The sequence below is a fragment of the Dermacoccus sp. Ellin185 genome (assembly GCF_000152185.1).
GTDB lineage: Bacteria > Actinomycetota > Actinomycetes > Actinomycetales > Dermatophilaceae > Dermacoccus > Dermacoccus nishinomiyaensis.
In genome coordinates this window covers 21,173-36,678 of record NZ_AEIQ01000008.1, presented here as the reverse complement: position 1 = coordinate 36,678, position 15,506 = coordinate 21,173, and the positions used below count along the sequence as shown (strand labels likewise).

The window sequence follows — 15,506 nt, the reverse complement described above, 5'->3', positions numbered from 1 at the left end:
GCCGGGGTGCCCGCAGGTGCCGACGGCGACGTCGGTGCGGCCGGGGCCGGCGCCTTGGGTGCCGCGCTCGGGGGCTTCGGCACAGCGCTCGGCTTCACGGACGCGGGTGTGGGGATGGTGGAGTCCTCGGACACGGTCATGACCTTTTTCTCGACGTAGCCGACCCGCGGGTACGCGCAGACCGGACAGCAACGTCATCAGTCTAGGGGGAGGAGGTCGTCCGCGCGCCCGCAGCGGCCCGGCGTTCCTCGGGTCGGACGGCCCGTGCGCGCGACCGATAGGCTGGGCACGTGTTGACCGTCTCTTTCCCCGCAGCCGCGATGGGTACGAACTGCTACGTCTTCGCCCGCGAACGCGGCAGCGAGTGCGTCGTCGTCGACCCGGGCATCGGGGTCACCGACCAGCTCTTCGAGGTCCTCGGCGAGCTCGATCTCAAGCCCACGGCGGTGCTGCTGACGCACGGCCATCTCGACCACACCTTCTCCGTGACGCCGGTGTGCGGCGGGCAGATCGCCGCGCACATCCACGCCGACGATCGCTACCGCCTCGTCAACCCCTACGACCAGCTCGGCCCGCAGCTGCGCGGCATGCTCGAGCAGTCGTTCGGCAAGAGCGCGACGTGGCGCGAGCCCGAGAAGGTCGTCTCCATCCACGAGGGCGAACCCCTCGAACTCGCGGGGCTGACGTTCGGCGTCACCCACGCGCCGGGGCACACCGAGGGCTCCGTCATGTTCACCGTCGACGAGGTGCCCGACGGGCTCGATGACGCCGTCGCCGCGACGGTGAACCAGAGCGTCATCACCGGGGACGTCCTCTTCGCCGGCTCGATCGGACGCACCGACCTCGAGGGCGGCAGCGACGCGGCGATGCAGCAGAGCCTGCGCACGAAGGTGCTGCCGCTGCCTGATTCGTCCCTCATCCTTCCCGGGCACGGCCCGGCCAGCACGATGGCGCGCGAGCGCGCGAGCAACCCGTACCTGCAAGCACTCCAAGGATCTGGCGCATGAGCAAACCGACCCCCATCTCCGGCTTCCTCGAATGGCTGCCGGCGCAGCGTTACACCGAGCAGCTGGTGCTCGACATCATCCGTGAGGTGTTCGAGCTGCACGGTTTCGAGCCGATCAACACGCGCGCGGTCGAGCCCGTCGAGCGCCTCACGGGCAAGGGCGGTGACGCGGACAAGGAGATCTACGCCGTCAGCCGCCTCGCTGCGGAAGAGGCCGACAAGGCCGAGCCGGGCCTCGGCCTGCACTTCGACCTCACGGTGCCGTTCAGCCGCTACGTCATCGAGAACGCGGGCAAGCTGACGTTCCCGTTCCGCCGATACCAGATCCAGCCGGTCTGGCGCGGCGAGCGCCCGCAGGCGGGGCGTTACCGCGAGTTCGTCCAGGCCGACATCGACATCGTCGACGTGGGGGAGCTGCCGTTCCACTACGAGGTCGAGCTGCCGCTGGTCATCGCGGACGTGTTCAAGCGGCTGCCGATCGGTGAGTTCCGCATCCAGGTCAACAACCGCAAGATCCCCGAGGGCTTCTACCGCGGGCTCGGCATCGACGACATCGTCGGCACGCTACGCATCGTCGACAAGCTCGACAAGATCGGCCCGGCCAAGGTCAAGGAGCTGCTCGTCGCCGAAGGCGTCGAAGACGCCGCCACCGACAAGATCCTCGCCCTCGCGGCGATCTCGACGCCCGATACGTCCTTCGTCGAGCAGGTGCGCGCACTGGGCGTCGAACACCCGACGCTGGAGGAGGGCCTCGAGCAGCTACGCGTCGTCGTCGAGACGGCCGCCGAGCACGCACCCGGCCTGCTCGTCGCGGAGCTGAAGATCGCACGCGGCCTCGATTACTACACCGGCACGGTCTACGAGACGCAGCTCGTCGGCGAGGAGGGCTACGGCTCGATCTGCTCCGGCGGGCGCTACGACTCGCTCGCGAGTGACGGCAAGAGGACCTACCCCGGCGTCGGCCTGTCGATCGGTGTCTCGCGCCTGCTCGCGAAGCTCATCGGTGACGGCGGCCTGCGCACGAGCCGTCCGACGCCGACGGCCGTGCTCGTCGCCATCAACGACGAGACCTCACGCGCCGAGTCGATGCGGATCGCGGCGGCACTGCGTGAGCGCGGCATCCCGACGCTCGTGTCGCCCAAGGCCGCCAAGTTCGGCAAGCAGATCCAGTTCGCCGACCGTCGCGGCATCCCGTACGTCTGGTTCCCGGGCGCGGGGGAGACCGGCGATCAGATCAAGGACATCCGCAGCGGTGAGCAGTTCGACGCGGACGCGACCAGCTGGGTGCTCCCCGCGGCCGACGAGCAGGTGCGACTCGAGGTCGCCGAGGCGTCACCGGCGTCGTGAGCGCCCCGGAGCCCTCGCTCGAACTGACGCAGGTGATGACGCAGTGGCTGCATCACCTGCGCGTCGAGCGGGGCCTCTCGCCGCACACGCTCGCGGCATATCGACGTGACGTCACGCGTTACCTCGGCTACCTCGCCGCCTCCGGCGTCACCTCGCTCGACGGGGTCGAGGAGTCGCGCGTCGAGGCGTTCCTGCGATCGCTGCGTGAGGGCGGCCAGGGCCATCCGCCGCTGGCGGCCAGTTCCGCGGCACGCGCGCTCGTCGCCGTCCGCCGCCTCCATGCGTTCGTTTCGCTCGAGACGGACGCGCCCGACGCGGCGACGGACGTCGCGCCGCCGAGGTTGCCCCGCAAACTCCCGAAGGCTATCCCTCTAGCTGACGTCGAACGTTTGCTCGCGGCTGCCGGCGATGGCGAGGACGCTGGTTCGCTCCGGGATCGTGCGCTGCTCGAGGTGCTCTACGGGGTCGGTGCGCGCGTGAGCGAGGTCGTCGGGCTCGACGTCGACGACGTCGACCTGATGTCGCGTTCGCTGCGACTGTTCGGCAAGGGCAGCAAGGAGCGCATCGTCCCGCTCGGGCGCTACGCCGCCGACGCGCTCGGCTCCTACCTGACGCGTGAGCGGCCTGCTCTTGCGGCGAAGGGCAAGGCCGGGGCTGCCGTGTTCCTCAATCAGCGCGGCGGCAGGTTGAGCCGGCAGAGCGTGTTCGGACTCGTGCGTCGCGCGGCCGAGGTGGCCGGTCTCGACGGCGAGATCTCGCCGCACACGCTGCGGCATTCCTATGCGACGCACCTGCTCGAAGGCGGCGCCGACGTGCGCGTCGTGCAAGAGCTTCTCGGGCATGCCTCGGTGACGACGACGCAGATCTACACGATGGTGTCGGTGCAGCAGTTGCGTGAGACGTTCGCGGCGGCGCATCCGCGCGCCCGCTGAGGGCCGACGGACGACGGTTTGGGCGTTGCCGCACCCGGGGCGCTAATCTGGTGCCGATTGGCGTGATGCCAAACGCTCAACTATCAGTGGAGGCTTTCGAGTGACTTCCGAGAGTTCACAGAAGTCGACGAACTCTAACGTTCGACTTGACCGTTTGCCGGGAATCGACGCGACGGGCCAGTGGGGCCCAACCGGTCGACCCCTGCCCGGCTTCCCGACGCCTCGACCTCTCGAGTCGCACGGCCCCGCGCGCATCATCTCGATGTGCAACCAGAAGGGCGGCGTCGGCAAGACGACGTCGACGATCAACCTGGGCGCCGCCCTGGCCGAATACGGCCGCCGCGTCCTGCTCGTCGACTTCGACCCGCAGGGAGCCCTGTCCGTCGGCCTCGGCGTGCGCTCGCAGGATCTCGACGTGACGATCTACAACCTGCTCGTCGAGCGCGGCCACGACGCGCACGACGTCATCCAGACGACGCGGGTGCACAACCTCGACGTGCTGCCCGCCAACATCGACCTGTCGGCCGCCGAGGTGCAGCTCGTCGGTGAGGTCGCCCGCGAGATGGTGCTCGCGCGCGTCCTGCGCAGCGTCGCGGACGAGTACGACGTCATCCTCATCGACTGCCAGCCGTCGCTCGGTCTGCTGACCGTCAACGCGCTGACGGCGTCGCACGGCGTCGTCATCCCGCTCGAGGCCGAATTCTTCGCGATGCGCGGCGTCGCGCTGCTCGTCGAGACGATCGAGAAGGTGCAGGATCGCCTCAACCCGCGCCTGGAGATCGACGGCATCCTCGCGACGATGTACGACGGGCGCACCCTGCACAGCCGCGACGTCGTCCGCTCCGTCGTCGACCACTTCGGCGACAAGGTGTTCCACACCGTCATCTCGCGGACCGTCAAGTTCCCCGACGCGACGCTCGCGGCCGAGCCGATCACGCAGTACGCCTCCGGGCACGGTGCCGCGGAGTCGTACCGCCAGCTCGCGCGCGAGCTCATCTCGCGCGGCGGGGCTCCCTGAGCCGCACGCCGATGACGGCGACCGAGGCCGAACCCGTCGGCGACGAGCCCGCATCGGCAGTGGCGGTCACGACCTCCGGGCCGGCGGCAGCGTCGACGGCGAGCGCACCCGGAGGCGTCCTGACGCGGCGTGCGGCGGCGACGCCGTTCCACGTCCACCTGGGCGAGGTGTTCGACGGACCGTTCGACCTGTTGCTGGGCCTCATCGCGAAGCATCGTCTCGACGTCACGCAGATCTCGTTGTCGCAGGTGACGGACGAGTTCATCGCGCACATCAGGGCGGCCCGCGAGGCGAGTGACGAGTGGGATCTGTCGCAGGCGACCGAGTTCCTCCTCATCGCCGCGACGCTGCTCGACATCAAGGCAGCGCGGCTGTTGCCGAACCTCGGCGGCTCCGACGAGGAGGACTTCGAGCTGATCGAAGCGCGCGACCTGCTGTTCGCCCGGCTGCTGCAGTACCGGGCGTTGAAGGACATGGCGCAGTTCCTGGCCGATCGGATGGAGAGCGACGGGCGTCTCGTCGCACGTCAGGCCGGGTTGGAGGAACGCTTCTCGGGGATGCTGCCCGAGCTCGTCATGACGGTGACGCCCGAGCAGCTCGCGGCCCTCGCCGCGCGGGCGCTGACGCCCAAGGCGCCGCCGAGCGTCGACGTCGACCACCTGCACGCCGTGCAGGTGAGCGTGCGCGAGCAGGCGCGCATCGTGACGCGCAGGCTGCGCCGCGGTGGTGAGCTGACGTTCGCGCAGCTCGTCGCCGACGCGGAGCACAACCTCGTCGTCGTCGGGCGTTTCCTCGCCATCCTCGAACTGTTCAAGGAGGCCGCGGTCGCGTTCGAGCAGGACGAGCACCTGCGGCAGCTCACCGTGCGCTGGGTCGCGGCGCCCGATGCGCGCATCCTCGTCTCCGACGAGTACGACGCCGAGCCGGGCTCAGGCGGCGAGGGCGCGAGCGATGACGCTGCGTCCTGAGACAATGGCACGAACGGCCTCACACTTCGCCGCGCTGCGACGACTCATGGGTGAGGACACGAGACGAATGACCCGCGCCGACGACGGCCCGGAGCAGGAGGAGGTGAACGCATGACGACGCACGAGGCGACGACGCAACCACCGGCGCAGGGCGCCCGCGAGCCGGTCGTCGTGCACCACCTGCCCGGCGGCTTGCGATCGACGCTCGAGGCGGTGCTCATAGTCGTCGACGAGCCCGTCTCGGTGGCCGATCTCGCCGCGGCCTTCGGCGTCGGCGAGAGCGAGGTGCGCGCCAACCTCGAGGGCCTCGAGGTGGAATACCGTGCCCAGCAGCGGGGGTTCACCCTGCGCGAGGTCGACGGCACGTGGCGCATGTACTCGCGGCCGGCCTACGCGGATGCCGTCGAGACGTTCCTGCGGGGCGGGCAGCAGGCCAAGCTGACGCAGGCGGCACTCGAGACGCTCGCCGTCATCGCCTACCGGCAGCCGATCTCGCGTTCGCGCGTCGGCGCCATCCGCGGCGTCAACGTCGACGGCGTGACCCGCACCCTGCTCACGCGTGGGCTCGTCACGGAGGTCGGCGACGACCCCGAGACGGGTGCGACGCTCTACGGCACCACCCCGACCTTTCTCGAGCGGCTCGGGCTCGGCTCGCTGGACGAGCTTCCCCCGCTGGCGCCGTACCTGCCGGACGCCGCCATCATCGATGAACTAGTGGAACAAGGACACGGATGAACTCCAGGAAACCCCGTCAGGGTCAGCGCGACAACCGAAGCAGCCGCGTCAACCGCGGCTCCGGCGGCGGCGTCAGCCGTTACGAGGCGGACGTCCTCGGCATCGGCACGACGAAGAGCGGCCAGCCGGTCGCCCCGCCGCGCGAGCGCGCACCGAAGGCCGCGACGCGCGACGTGCACGTCGAGGAGGGCACGCGCCTGCAGAAGGTGCTCGCGCAGGCCGGCGTCGGTTCGCGACGCCACTGCGAGAACCTCATCGCCGAGGGTCGAGTCGAGGTCGACGGCCAGGTCGTCACCGAACTGGGCACGCGCATCGACCCCGAGAGCGCCGTCATCCACGTCGACGGCGACCGCATCCAGCTCGACGACACGCTCGTCTACCTCGCCTTCAACAAGCCCACGGGTGTCGTGTCGACGATGCAGGACGAAGAGGGTCGCCCGTGCGTCGGTGAGTACCTCGAGGGGCGCACCGAGCGCCTGTTCCACGTCGGCCGACTCGACTACGACACCGAGGGTCTGCTGCTGCTGACGAATGACGGCAACCTCGCCAACCGCCTGCAGCACCCGCGCTACGGCGTCGAGAAGGTCTACCTCGCGACGATCCCCGGCCCGGTGCCGCGCGACCTCGGCAAGCGGATGCGCGAGGGCATCGAGCTCGAGGACGGCCCGGCCGCCGTCGACTCGTTCAAGGTCGTCGACTCTCAGCCGGGCATGGCCCTGGTCGAGATCGTGCTGCACGAGGGCCGCAACCGCATCGTGCGTCGCATGTTCGAGGAGGTCGGTCACCCCGTCATCGCGCTCGCGCGCCCGCAGGTCGGGCCCGTGAAGGTCGGTGATCTGCGCCCCGGCAAGATGCGGCCGCTCAACAAGCGCGAGGTCGCCGGCCTGTACAAGGCTGCCGGTCTGTGACACTGCCGCAGCGCGTGCGCGTCGTCGGCACCGGCCTGCTCGGCACGTCGCTGGCGCTCGCGCTGCAGGCGCGAGGCGTCGACGTCACCCTCGCCGACACCTCGCCGACGGCGGCGGCGCTCGCCTCCGACATGGGCGCCGGCCGCGTCGCGCACGCCCAGGATGAGGCGCCCGACCTCGTCGTCGTCGCCGCGCCGCCTGACGTGGTCGTCGACGTCGTCGCCGCGGAGCTCACGGCGTGGCCGGACGCCACCGTGACGGATGTGACGAGCGTGAAGAACGTCGTCGTCGAAGGGGTGGCACGACGCTGCGGCGCCGAGCGGTGCCGTTTCGTGCCGGGGCATCCGATGGCCGGTCGTGAGCGCAGCGGCGCGGTCGCGGCGCGCTCCGACCTGTTCGAGGGGCGCACCTGGGTCATCTGCCCTGACGGCGCGGACGACGCCCGCGTCGCCGACGTGACAGCCGTCGCGCAGGTCTGCGGGGCACACGTCGTCACGATGAGCCCTGCCGCGCACGACGAGGCCGTCGCCGCCGTCTCGCACGTGCCGCAGGTCGCCGCGAGCCTCGTCGCCGCGCAGCTGCGTGAGCTGCCCGACGACGCCGTCGCTCTCAGCGGGCAGGGTGTCCGCGACGTCACGCGCATCGCGGCGAGCGACCCGATGCTGTGGACGCAGATCCTCGCCGGCAACGCGGCTGCAGTGCTGCCGTTGCTCGAAGGGGTGCGCGCCTCGCTCGACGATGTCATCCACGCCCTGTCGGTCATCACGTCCGGGGGCGATGCATCGGGCGGTACGCGTGGCCTGGCCGATGTGGCGGTCGTAGGCAGCACGTCGGTTGCCGTCACTCCACCGGCCACCCCCGTGACACAGGATGCCGTCGGTATCCGCGATGCGATTGCCACCCCCGGCCCCCGGGCCGTGCTCGCGCAGACGATCGCTGGTGGCCAGGAGGGTCGTGCGCGCATCCCGGGCAAGCACGGCGCGCCGGCGCAGGCGTACGCGAGCGTCGCCGTCGTCATCCCCGACGAGCCGGGTGCGCTCGGTCGCGTGTTCACGGACGTGGGGGAGACCGGCATCAGCGTCGAGGACATGCGCCTCGAGCACGACGACGCCGTCGCCGCCGGTCTGCTCGAGCTCAGCGTCGTGCCGCTGCGCGCTCAGACCCTCGTCAGCGCGCTCAGCGCGCGGGGGTGGGCCGCCCACCTCGTCGAGACCGCCTAGAATCTGCGTTCATGACGAGCGTGGCGAACGGCATCCGGGTAGCGATCGACGGGCCCTCGGGTTCGGGCAAGTCGAGTGTGAGCAAGAAGGTGGCGGCGCACCTTGGCATCGGCTACCTCGACACGGGCGCGATGTATCGCGCGCTCACCTGGTATTGCCTCGATCGGGGCATCGACCTCGACGACCTGGGCGTCGTCGCGGACGCCGTCACCGCGATGCCGCTCGAGATGGGCACTGACCCGAGCGCGCCGTCGATCAGCATGGGGGGTACGCGCATCGACGCGGACATCCGCACGACGCGCATCGCCGAGGTCGTCTCGAAGGTCGCGACCAACTTGCAGGTGCGCCCGAAGCTGCAGCAGCGTCAGCGTGAGCTGATGGCGCAGATCGCCGCGGACCAGGGTGGCGTCGTCGCTGAGGGGCGCGACATCACGACGGTCGTCGCGCCCGACGCGGACGTGCGCATCCTCATGGTCGCGAGCGAGGCCGCACGGCTCGCCCGCCGCTCGAAGGAGCTGCACGGCGGCGCGGACGACGCCGCCATCGCGGCGACGCGGACGCAGATCGTCGACCGCGACAAGGCCGACTCGACCGTCTCGTCGTTCATGAGCGCTGCGGACGGGGTCGTCACGCTCGACACCAGCGACCTGACGTTCCAGCAGTCCGTCGAGGCGGTCCTGACGCTCGTCGAACGGGCGCGCGGCTGATGTTCCCGCGTCGTGACGTCGAGGCTGCCGCGTCGCGTGATTCGACGCCGCGCGATCCGTCCGCGTGCGAGGGGCTCATGCGCCGATTGCGTCCCGCCGTCGAGGGCCTGTTCGGTGCGCTGTACCGCCTCGAGGTGACCGGGCGCGAGAACGTGCCGGTTGACGGCCCCGTCGTCGTGGTCGCGAATCATATCGGCGTCATCGACGGCCCGCTGGCCGCGTCGCTCGTGCCGCGCCCGGCGCACTTCCTCGTCAAGCGTGCGTACTTCGTCGGCCCGCTCGGGACGCTGCTGACGCGGCTCGGGCAGATCCCCGTCACGCAGCGCAGCGCCGACCGGGAGGCGATGACGGCGGCGCGCGGCGTCCTGGCGGCGGGTGGTGTCGTCGGCGTGTCCCCCGAGGGCACGCGCGGTGACGGGTCGGTGCAGGCGGTGCACCAGGGCGCCGCGTTCCTCGCGCTCGGTGCGGATGCTCAGATCGTGCCGGTGCGTCTCGTCGGCACGGCCGGGCGCACGCGGGGACGCTGGCCGCGGCTGCGCAGTCGTCTGCAGGTGACGTTCGGGCCGGCGTTCCGCCTCGGTGACGCCGAGGCGGTGGCGGGCGCGACAGGTCGCGCTCGGCTGGCGGCCGCGACGGAGGAACTGCGTGCCCGCCTCGCCGACCACGTGGCGGGTTGAGCCGGATCGTCTCCCCGGGCGCTCGTCGCTAGGGCGTGGCTGGCCGCGAGCGCTCGACTCTGAAAAATCGTGCCCATGCGCGAGAATGGTCTTGTGACGCGCATTCGGGCGCGTCACACGAGACCTCCCCACCCGACGTCACGGCGCGAGCCGCCGCGTCGTCACGTGGCGGGGGAGAGCCTCCGAGCCCGCCGGATCCGGCGGGATACTCCACGATCTGAGGTAATCCGCGTGAGCGACGACCAGTACTTCCCCCACGACGAGCACGACGAGCGAGCCGAGCACGACGACCTGCGCCACGATGCGCCCGCCCCGGACGAGTCGGTCGAGCAGGCGCTGCGCGTCGGGTTCGAGGACTTCGACCTGAGCGACGAGGACCGTGCGCTGCTGTCCGGTGAGGTCGACGAGGACAGCGGCTACGGCGAGGCCGACCTGCGGCCCGTCGTCGCAGTCGTCGGTCGTCCCAACGTCGGCAAGTCGACGCTCGTCAACCGCATCCTGGGGCGCCGTGAGGCCGTCGTCGAGGATGTGCCGGGTGTGACGCGTGACCGCGTCGCGTACGACGCCGAGTGGGTCGGACGCCGGTTCACCCTCGTCGACACCGGCGGGTGGGAGGTCGACGCGAGCGGCATCCACCTGCGCGTCGCCGAACAGGCCGAGGTCGCGATCGAACTCGCCGACGCCGTGATGTTCGTGGTCGACGCCACGGTCGGCGCCACCGACACCGACGAGGCCGTCGTCAAGCTGCTGCGCCGCTCGAAGAAGCCAGTCGTCCTCATCGCGAACAAGGTGGACGACAACCGTTCGGAGGCCGACGCGGCCATGCTGTGGTCGCTCGGCCTCGGTGAGCCGTACCCCGTCTCGTCGCTGCACGGGCGTGGCACCGGTGACGCGCTCGACGCCGTCATCGACCTGCTGCCCGACAAGACGGCTGTCGCCGGCGCGTACCCGCGTGGCGGCCCGCGTCGCGTGGCGCTGCTCGGGCGTCCGAACGTCGGCAAGTCGTCGCTGCTCAACAAGCTCGCGGGGGAGGAGCGCGTCGTCGTCGACAACGTCGCAGGCACGACGCGTGACCCGGTCGATGAGTACATCGAACTCGGCGGCAAGACCTGGCGTTTCGTCGACACCGCCGGCATCCGACGCCGCGTGCACCAGACGCGCGGCGCCGACTTCTACGCCTCCCTGCGCACGCAGACGGCGTTGGAGAAGGCGGAGGTCGCCGTCGTCCTCATCGACGCGGAGCAGAGCATCGCCGAACAGGACGTGCGCGTCGTGCAGCAGGTGATCGACGCCGGCCGCGCGCTCGTCATCGCGTACAACAAGTGGGACACACTCGACGAGGAGCGCCGCTACTACCTGGAGAAGGAGATCGAGCGCGAGCTCGTCCAGGTGCCGTGGGCGCCGCGCGTCAACCTGTCGGCGAAGACGGGACGTCACACCGACCGTCTCGTTCCCGCCATCGAGGTCGCCCTCGACTCGTGGGACCAGCGCATCCCGACGGGCCGGCTCAACGCCTTCCTCGGCGAGGTCGTCGCGGCGCATCCGCACCCGGTACGCGGCGGAAAGCAGCCGCGAATCCTGTTCGCGACGCAGGCCTCGACGCGCCCGCCGCGCTTCGTCATCTTCGCCAGCGGCTTCATCGAGGCCGGGTACTGCCGCTTCATCGAGCGTCGCCTGCGTGAGGAGTTCGGTTTCGACGGGACGCCGATCGAGATCAGCGTGCGCGTGCGCGAGAAGCGCAAGCAGCGCTGAGCGGGGGCCTACCTTCGAGGGGCGGGCGTGCGCTGTCGCGCGCGACGCCTGCCCCAGGATGGCGAGTGACTCACGCGTCGGCGCGCAGTGCGCTGCCAACTCGTGCGTTACCTGCCATGATCGGCGTCCGGCGTCGCACGTCGGGTGAGAATCCCATTCACGGTGAGAGGCAGACGAAGCAGTGTTCGGTTGGAACCACGACTACGAGTACGTCGGCGTCACCCCCGGCATGCGCCCGGCGGACGGCGTGGGCGAGGTGCGCCGCGTCAAGGGTGCGAAGGAGTGGTCGGGTGAGCCGGCCGTGCAGTTCCATCCGCCGCAGGGCGTGAGCGCGGCGCTGGCGGGCACCGTCGTCGACGGGTCGGTCGACTCGCAGGACATCGGCGCGATGATGATCGACCTGTCGCTGCGCGGCTGGTTCCGCATCGAGAAGCTGCAGCCCGCTGACGGTTCGGCGCCCGCAGCGCCGCCTGCGCCGACGTCGAGGCGGGGTGCCAAGGCGCCGCAGGGTGACTGGGTGTTCATCCAGAACGAGTTTCCTGGCGGCGACGTCATCACGCAGGTCGAGGCCGACTTCCTCAACGCCCTGTTCCCGCCCGGCGTCCGTTACGTGACGTTGCCGCAGATGAAGGCGCAGTTGCGGGGGCCGTTGCGCGACATCGCCGACGGTATGTACCGCGAGACGATTCATCGGGGCTGGTACGAGCGAGACCCACGCCGCAAGGGTTTCCTGGGGATGGGGCGCTCGCCGCGCACCGCCGACGGCACTGCGGTGCGCATCCAGACGCTCGGGTTCAAGAAATACATCGCGACGGCCGAGGCCAAGCAGATCAAGTTCGAGGAAGCGGCTGACCTGTTCAACCGTTACCTGCCGTACGCCATGGTCTTCGGTCTTGCCGACCGGTGGGCGGGCGTCATCGGTGAGGTCGCGAAGATGGCGCAGCTCGAGGGCTTCGGCAACATCATGGGCGACATCGCCTCTGACCCGTTCTTCTGGATGTTCTACGGCGACGACCTCGTCTTCCTCGGCGCGGAGGCGATCGGCGGAATGGCCGACCTACTCTCGGGCGCCGACGGGCTGTTCGACCTCGGCGGCCTGACGGACGGTCTCGGCGACGTCTTCGGCTCGATCGGTGACGCGGTCGGCGACATCTTCGACTTCTGACGCCGGCCAGTCATCCGGGGGCCGAGCCTGCCCCGATCTCCTGGCGACAGCCAGTCGTCGCAGGGCCGGCCGATTGGTCGCCCGGGCCCCGCGTGGGGTATGGTTCATCACGCCCTTCGGGGCTTGCGCCGTCAGGCGCAACGGGCTGTAGCGCAGTTTGGTAGCGCACTTGACTGGGGGTCAAGGGGTCGCAGGTTCAAATCCTGTCAGCCCGACGTAAAAGCCCAGGTGAGAGCAGGTTGCTCGCCTGGGCTTCATCATGTCCGCTGGTCGTACTCCGTGGTCCCCCTCTGGTCCCCCGGCGCCCTCGCGGCGGTCGCCTTGGGACGGCTGAGCCGCCGCGAACCCGCTTCCTGTGGATAAGGGGACCAAATGGGGACCAGAACGCCTCCGGTAGCACTCCTGCGGGGATCGGAACGCATCACAGACCCCTGGCCGTTGGGCCACTTCGTCGGGCGTGCTTGCGTTGTCCGGCGGCGGAGAGAAAGGCTTTGGCCTGCTCGGCAGCGGAGGCGAGGTGGCGGTCGTCGGGGTGGAGATAGCCGCGAGTGGTCTCGATTGAGGCGTGTCCGAGGATGTCTTGGAGGACGTGCAAAGGGATGCCTGGGTCGGCCATCCAGGTTGCCCCGGTGTGACGGAGCCCGTGCCGGGTGAGGTCGGGCAGGCCCAGCTTCGCGACGATGCCGTCCCAGTTCATGGCGCCGCGGACGGTCGCGGTAGTGAGGTAGCCGCCCTTCGGGCCGACCAGCAATGAGTCCTCCGGCTGCTTGCCGTCGGTAAGGCGTCCCAGCACGGACCGGAGCGGTTCCAGGATCGACACGCGGCGTTCTTCGCGGCTCTTGGTCGGCTTGGTGACCAGGCCGCCCTTGCCGGGGAAGACTTGCAGGCGGATCACGACGAGGTTCTTGCCGAAGTCCACGTCCCCGACCTGCAAACCGGACACCTCGGCTTCGATCCGGTGGGTGTGGCGGCGCAGCCGTAGCTATGCCCATAGGCCGTCGGTGACGAGGCCGGCGAGCAGCAGCCCGACGACGATCCAGTAGACGACCGGGTTCAGGCCGTCCGCGTCGAGCGCCGACCCGGGGTCTCCGGGGCGGAACAACACTCCGAACCCGGAGGCGGGATCGCCGGCCGGCTGCGGTGTGCCGGTCAGGAACGCGGTCACCGATCCAGCGGCGCGCAGGATCAGCGCGACGCCGAACAGGACGACCAGCCCGATCGTCGGCCCCGAGCTGCCCGCGCACGAGACGATCACCGCCGAGCAAGACCTCTGGGGCTCGATCGCCCAGCTCGCGGCCGAGTACGACACCATCGCCCAGGCCGCGCAGCACGATCGCAGGGCCACCCTCCTGCAAGCCTCCGGGCTCACCGTCGAGCAGATCGAAGACGTGCGCGCCTCTGACACCTACGGCGCGCTGTCGGCCGAGCCGCGTCACGCCGAGCCAACCACCACGACCTCGACTCCCTGCTCCTGCGCTTAGTCGCCGCGCGGAGTCTGGACGAGGCCGACGACATCGCCTCCGTCCTTCACGCCCGCGTCGCCCGCGCCACCGCCCGACCCGCCGGATCAGGCCGCACCCGAAAACCCCCGAGACTGATCGCCGGACTGATCCCGCACGCCGGCGGGCAGATGGCAGCCGACATGCGGCAAGCACTGGACGAGCGCCGCGAGCTGATCGCCGCCCGCGCCGACACCGTGCTCCGGTCCGCTCTCACCGACGCGGAACCGTGGATGGCCGACCTCGGCAAGGCACCGAGGGGGGAGTAGCCGAAGGCGGCATGGTGGCGCGCTGCCCGCACCGTCGCCGCCTACCGCGACCGCTACGGCATCACCGACGACCGGACCCCGCTCGGCCCGTCGCCGGAGAGCACCAGCCAGAAGATCGACGCCATCCGCGCCCGCGCCGCCCTCAACCGCGCCCAAGCCGCCACCATCGAGCCCACGAAGATCGAGCCCGCGCGGCAGAGCGCCGCGGCTCACCCCGCTCCGACCTTGTGAACGACGGCCGCCGCGAGACTGGCGGTCAGAGAGAGCGTTCGGGCGTTCCCTGTGACGGGTGTCGGTGCCCGAACTTGAGCCCAGCCTCAGGCCCCTGGGTTCGGGTCGGCGTCGAGCAAGGCGATCACGTCGCTGGGCTGAGTGACGAGCGACGCGAGACCCTGCTTGATGAGTTCGTTCGGCCCGGCGCTCGCGACACTAGTCACCGGGCCGGGCACCGCGCCGACGCCTCGGCCGAGTCGCGGCGGCGATGACCGTGGTCATCGACCCGGATCCGGGACCGGCCTCAGGGATCACGGTCGCACCCGAGAGCGCCGCCAGCAGGCGGTGGCGAGCCAAGAACCTGTGCCTGGTCGATGCTGCTCCGGGTGGCAGCTCGCTGACCAGCAGCCCGACATCCCCGATCTGGTTCAACAGCTCGTGGTGCCCGGCCGGGTACGGGCGATCCAGCCCGCCGGCCAGGACCGCGATTGTCTGACCACTCGCGGCCAGCACGCTCTTGTGCGCGGCACCTTCGATCCCGTAGGCGCCGCCGGAGATGACGACCCGTTCCTCATCGGCAAGACCCGTCGCCAGCTCGCCCGCGACCTGCTCGCCATAGGAGGTCACAGCGCGAGCGCCCGTGATCGTGGCCCGATCGCTCAGCGCCGTCGTCAAGAACGAGACCGCGCCGCGCGTCCACAGCAGGTAGGGGGCGCGCTCGCCCAAGTCGTTCAGCCCGGTGGGCCATTCCTTGTCGGCAGGGATGAGCGTGCCGAACCCTTCGGCCTGCGCTGCCTGATCCGGCAGGCCGGGCGTGATCCGCATAGCCAGCCGTTCGCGCCACATCATTACGTCGGCGCGTGCCAGGCCGGGCACCTCGTTTCCGGACTCGATCAGCCGCAGCGTCTCGATCCCGCAGTGACGGGTGAGGACGTACCCGGTGGTCGGGTCGTTCGGTTCGGCGATCATCGACAGTGCGATCGGCGCCATCCGCTCACCCTGCACCTGCTCCGTCAACGTCGCCATGATCGGTGTCCCTTCCGCTCCAAGGTCACCGACGAGGTACACGCCCGCCTGCCGCCGGGGTTCC

General features: G+C 70.3%; 14 protein-coding genes, 1 tRNA gene and 2 pseudogenes. 14 read left to right on the top strand and 3 right to left on the bottom strand.

Going from position 1 to position 15,506, the window contains the following annotated elements; genetic code table 11:
- Positions 1–290: 290 nt before the first annotated feature.
- From HMPREF0321_RS00530 to HMPREF0321_RS00470, 13 genes are all read left to right on the top strand, one after another.
- A complete protein-coding gene (locus tag HMPREF0321_RS00530) occupies positions 291–1,007 on the top strand; it encodes an MBL fold metallo-hydrolase (protein ID WP_006943384.1) in 717 nt (238 codons plus the stop codon).
- Positions 1,004–2,353 (top strand): histidine--tRNA ligase, encoded by a 1,350-nt coding sequence (gene hisS / locus HMPREF0321_RS00525; protein ID WP_006943323.1) that lies wholly within the window; start codon positions 1,004–1,006, stop codon positions 2,351–2,353. Before HMPREF0321_RS00530 ends, hisS begins: the two co-directional genes overlap by 4 nt.
- Positions 2,350–3,285 carry a tyrosine recombinase gene (locus tag HMPREF0321_RS00520; RefSeq protein ID WP_006943341.1) on the top strand — a complete coding sequence of 312 codons (936 nt, stop codon included), beginning with the start codon at positions 2,350–2,352 and terminating at the stop codon, positions 3,283–3,285. The genes hisS and HMPREF0321_RS00520 overlap by 4 nt, the downstream gene beginning before the upstream one ends.
- A gap of 154 nt (positions 3,286–3,439) precedes the next feature.
- Positions 3,440–4,303, top strand: coding sequence for a ParA family protein (locus tag HMPREF0321_RS00515; RefSeq protein ID WP_207623213.1), 864 nt, complete (start codon positions 3,440–3,442; stop codon positions 4,301–4,303).
- Positions 4,304–4,314: 11 nt separating this feature from the next.
- Positions 4,315–5,271 carry a ScpA family protein gene (locus tag HMPREF0321_RS00510; protein ID WP_006943344.1) on the top strand — a complete coding sequence of 319 codons (957 nt, stop codon included), beginning with the start codon at positions 4,315–4,317 and terminating at the stop codon, positions 5,269–5,271.
- 111 nt (positions 5,272–5,382) lie between these two features.
- Positions 5,383–6,006 (top strand): SMC-Scp complex subunit ScpB, encoded by a 624-nt coding sequence (gene scpB, locus HMPREF0321_RS00505; protein ID WP_006943379.1) that lies wholly within the window; start codon positions 5,383–5,385, stop codon positions 6,004–6,006.
- The gene (locus HMPREF0321_RS00500) at positions 6,003–6,914 is read left to right on the top strand and encodes a pseudouridine synthase (RefSeq protein WP_006943328.1); all 912 of its coding nucleotides are present in this window, start codon (positions 6,003–6,005) and stop codon (positions 6,912–6,914) included. The genes scpB and HMPREF0321_RS00500 overlap by 4 nt, the downstream gene beginning before the upstream one ends.
- Positions 6,911–8,134 (top strand): prephenate dehydrogenase, encoded by a 1,224-nt coding sequence (locus HMPREF0321_RS00495; protein ID WP_006943337.1) that lies wholly within the window; start codon positions 6,911–6,913, stop codon positions 8,132–8,134. Before HMPREF0321_RS00500 ends, HMPREF0321_RS00495 begins: the two co-directional genes overlap by 4 nt.
- 11 nt (positions 8,135–8,145) lie before the next feature.
- A complete protein-coding gene (gene cmk, locus HMPREF0321_RS00490) occupies positions 8,146–8,841 on the top strand; it encodes a (d)CMP kinase (protein WP_006943343.1) in 696 nt (231 codons plus the stop codon).
- Positions 8,841–9,518, top strand: a complete 678-nt coding sequence (locus HMPREF0321_RS00485; RefSeq protein ID WP_006943339.1) for a lysophospholipid acyltransferase family protein — start codon at positions 8,841–8,843, stop codon at positions 9,516–9,518. Before cmk ends, HMPREF0321_RS00485 begins: the two co-directional genes overlap by 1 nt.
- Positions 9,519–9,809: 291 nt before the next feature.
- Complete coding sequence (gene der / locus HMPREF0321_RS00480) at positions 9,810–11,270, top strand: ribosome biogenesis GTPase Der (RefSeq protein WP_040014187.1); 1,461 nt, start codon at positions 9,810–9,812, stop codon at positions 11,268–11,270.
- Positions 11,271–11,451: 181 nt separating this feature from the next.
- Positions 11,452–12,435, top strand: coding sequence for a DUF2207 domain-containing protein (locus HMPREF0321_RS00475; protein WP_006943346.1), 984 nt, complete (start codon positions 11,452–11,454; stop codon positions 12,433–12,435).
- Positions 12,436–12,576: 141 nt separating this feature from the next.
- A tRNA-Pro gene (locus HMPREF0321_RS00470) sits at positions 12,577–12,650 on the top strand.
- A 206-nt stretch (positions 12,651–12,856) separates the two neighbouring features.
- Here the strand turns inward: HMPREF0321_RS00470 and HMPREF0321_RS00465 are convergent.
- Both HMPREF0321_RS00465 and HMPREF0321_RS00460 read right to left on the bottom strand, forming a co-directional pair.
- Positions 12,857–13,378 carry a tyrosine-type recombinase/integrase gene (locus tag HMPREF0321_RS00465; RefSeq protein WP_371168037.1) on the bottom strand — a complete coding sequence of 174 codons (522 nt, stop codon included), beginning with the start codon at positions 13,376–13,378 and terminating at the stop codon, positions 12,857–12,859.
- A 42-nt stretch (positions 13,379–13,420) separates the two neighbouring features.
- Positions 13,421–13,690 (bottom strand): annotated as a pseudogene (locus tag HMPREF0321_RS00460) (hypothetical protein); the annotation flags it as partial.
- On the opposite strand from HMPREF0321_RS00460, the pseudogene HMPREF0321_RS15215 reads away from it, so the two are divergent.
- Positions 13,656–14,434: pseudogene (locus HMPREF0321_RS15215) on the top strand (conjugal transfer protein); the annotation flags it as partial. The pseudogenes HMPREF0321_RS00460 and HMPREF0321_RS15215 overlap by 35 nt on opposite strands.
- 198 nt (positions 14,435–14,632) lie before the next feature.
- Here HMPREF0321_RS15215 and HMPREF0321_RS00450 read toward each other — a convergent pair.
- The gene (locus HMPREF0321_RS00450) at positions 14,633–15,442 is read right to left on the bottom strand and encodes a DNA-processing protein DprA (RefSeq protein WP_254653948.1); all 810 of its coding nucleotides are present in this window, start codon (positions 15,440–15,442) and stop codon (positions 14,633–14,635) included.
- Positions 15,443–15,506 lie beyond the last annotated feature (64 nt).

Excerpts from the sequence above, each read along its gene's own strand:
- hisS (WP_006943323.1), top strand. The coding sequence starts at position 1,004 with ATGAGCAAACCGACCCCCATCTCCGGCTTCCTCGAATGGCTGCCGGCG.
- HMPREF0321_RS00510 (WP_006943344.1), top strand. The coding sequence starts at position 4,315 with ATGACGGCGACCGAGGCCGAACCCGTCGGCGACGAGCCCGCATCGGCA.
- scpB (WP_006943379.1), top strand. The coding sequence starts at position 5,383 with ATGACGACGCACGAGGCGACGACGCAACCACCGGCGCAGGGCGCCCGC.
- HMPREF0321_RS00500 (WP_006943328.1), top strand. The coding sequence starts at position 6,003 with ATGAACTCCAGGAAACCCCGTCAGGGTCAGCGCGACAACCGAAGCAGC.
- cmk (WP_006943343.1), top strand. The coding sequence starts at position 8,146 with ATGACGAGCGTGGCGAACGGCATCCGGGTAGCGATCGACGGGCCCTCG.
- HMPREF0321_RS00485 (WP_006943339.1), top strand. The coding sequence starts at position 8,841 with ATGTTCCCGCGTCGTGACGTCGAGGCTGCCGCGTCGCGTGATTCGACG.
- HMPREF0321_RS00450 (WP_254653948.1), bottom strand. The coding sequence starts at position 15,442 with ATGGCGACGTTGACGGAGCAGGTGCAGGGTGAGCGGATGGCGCCGATC.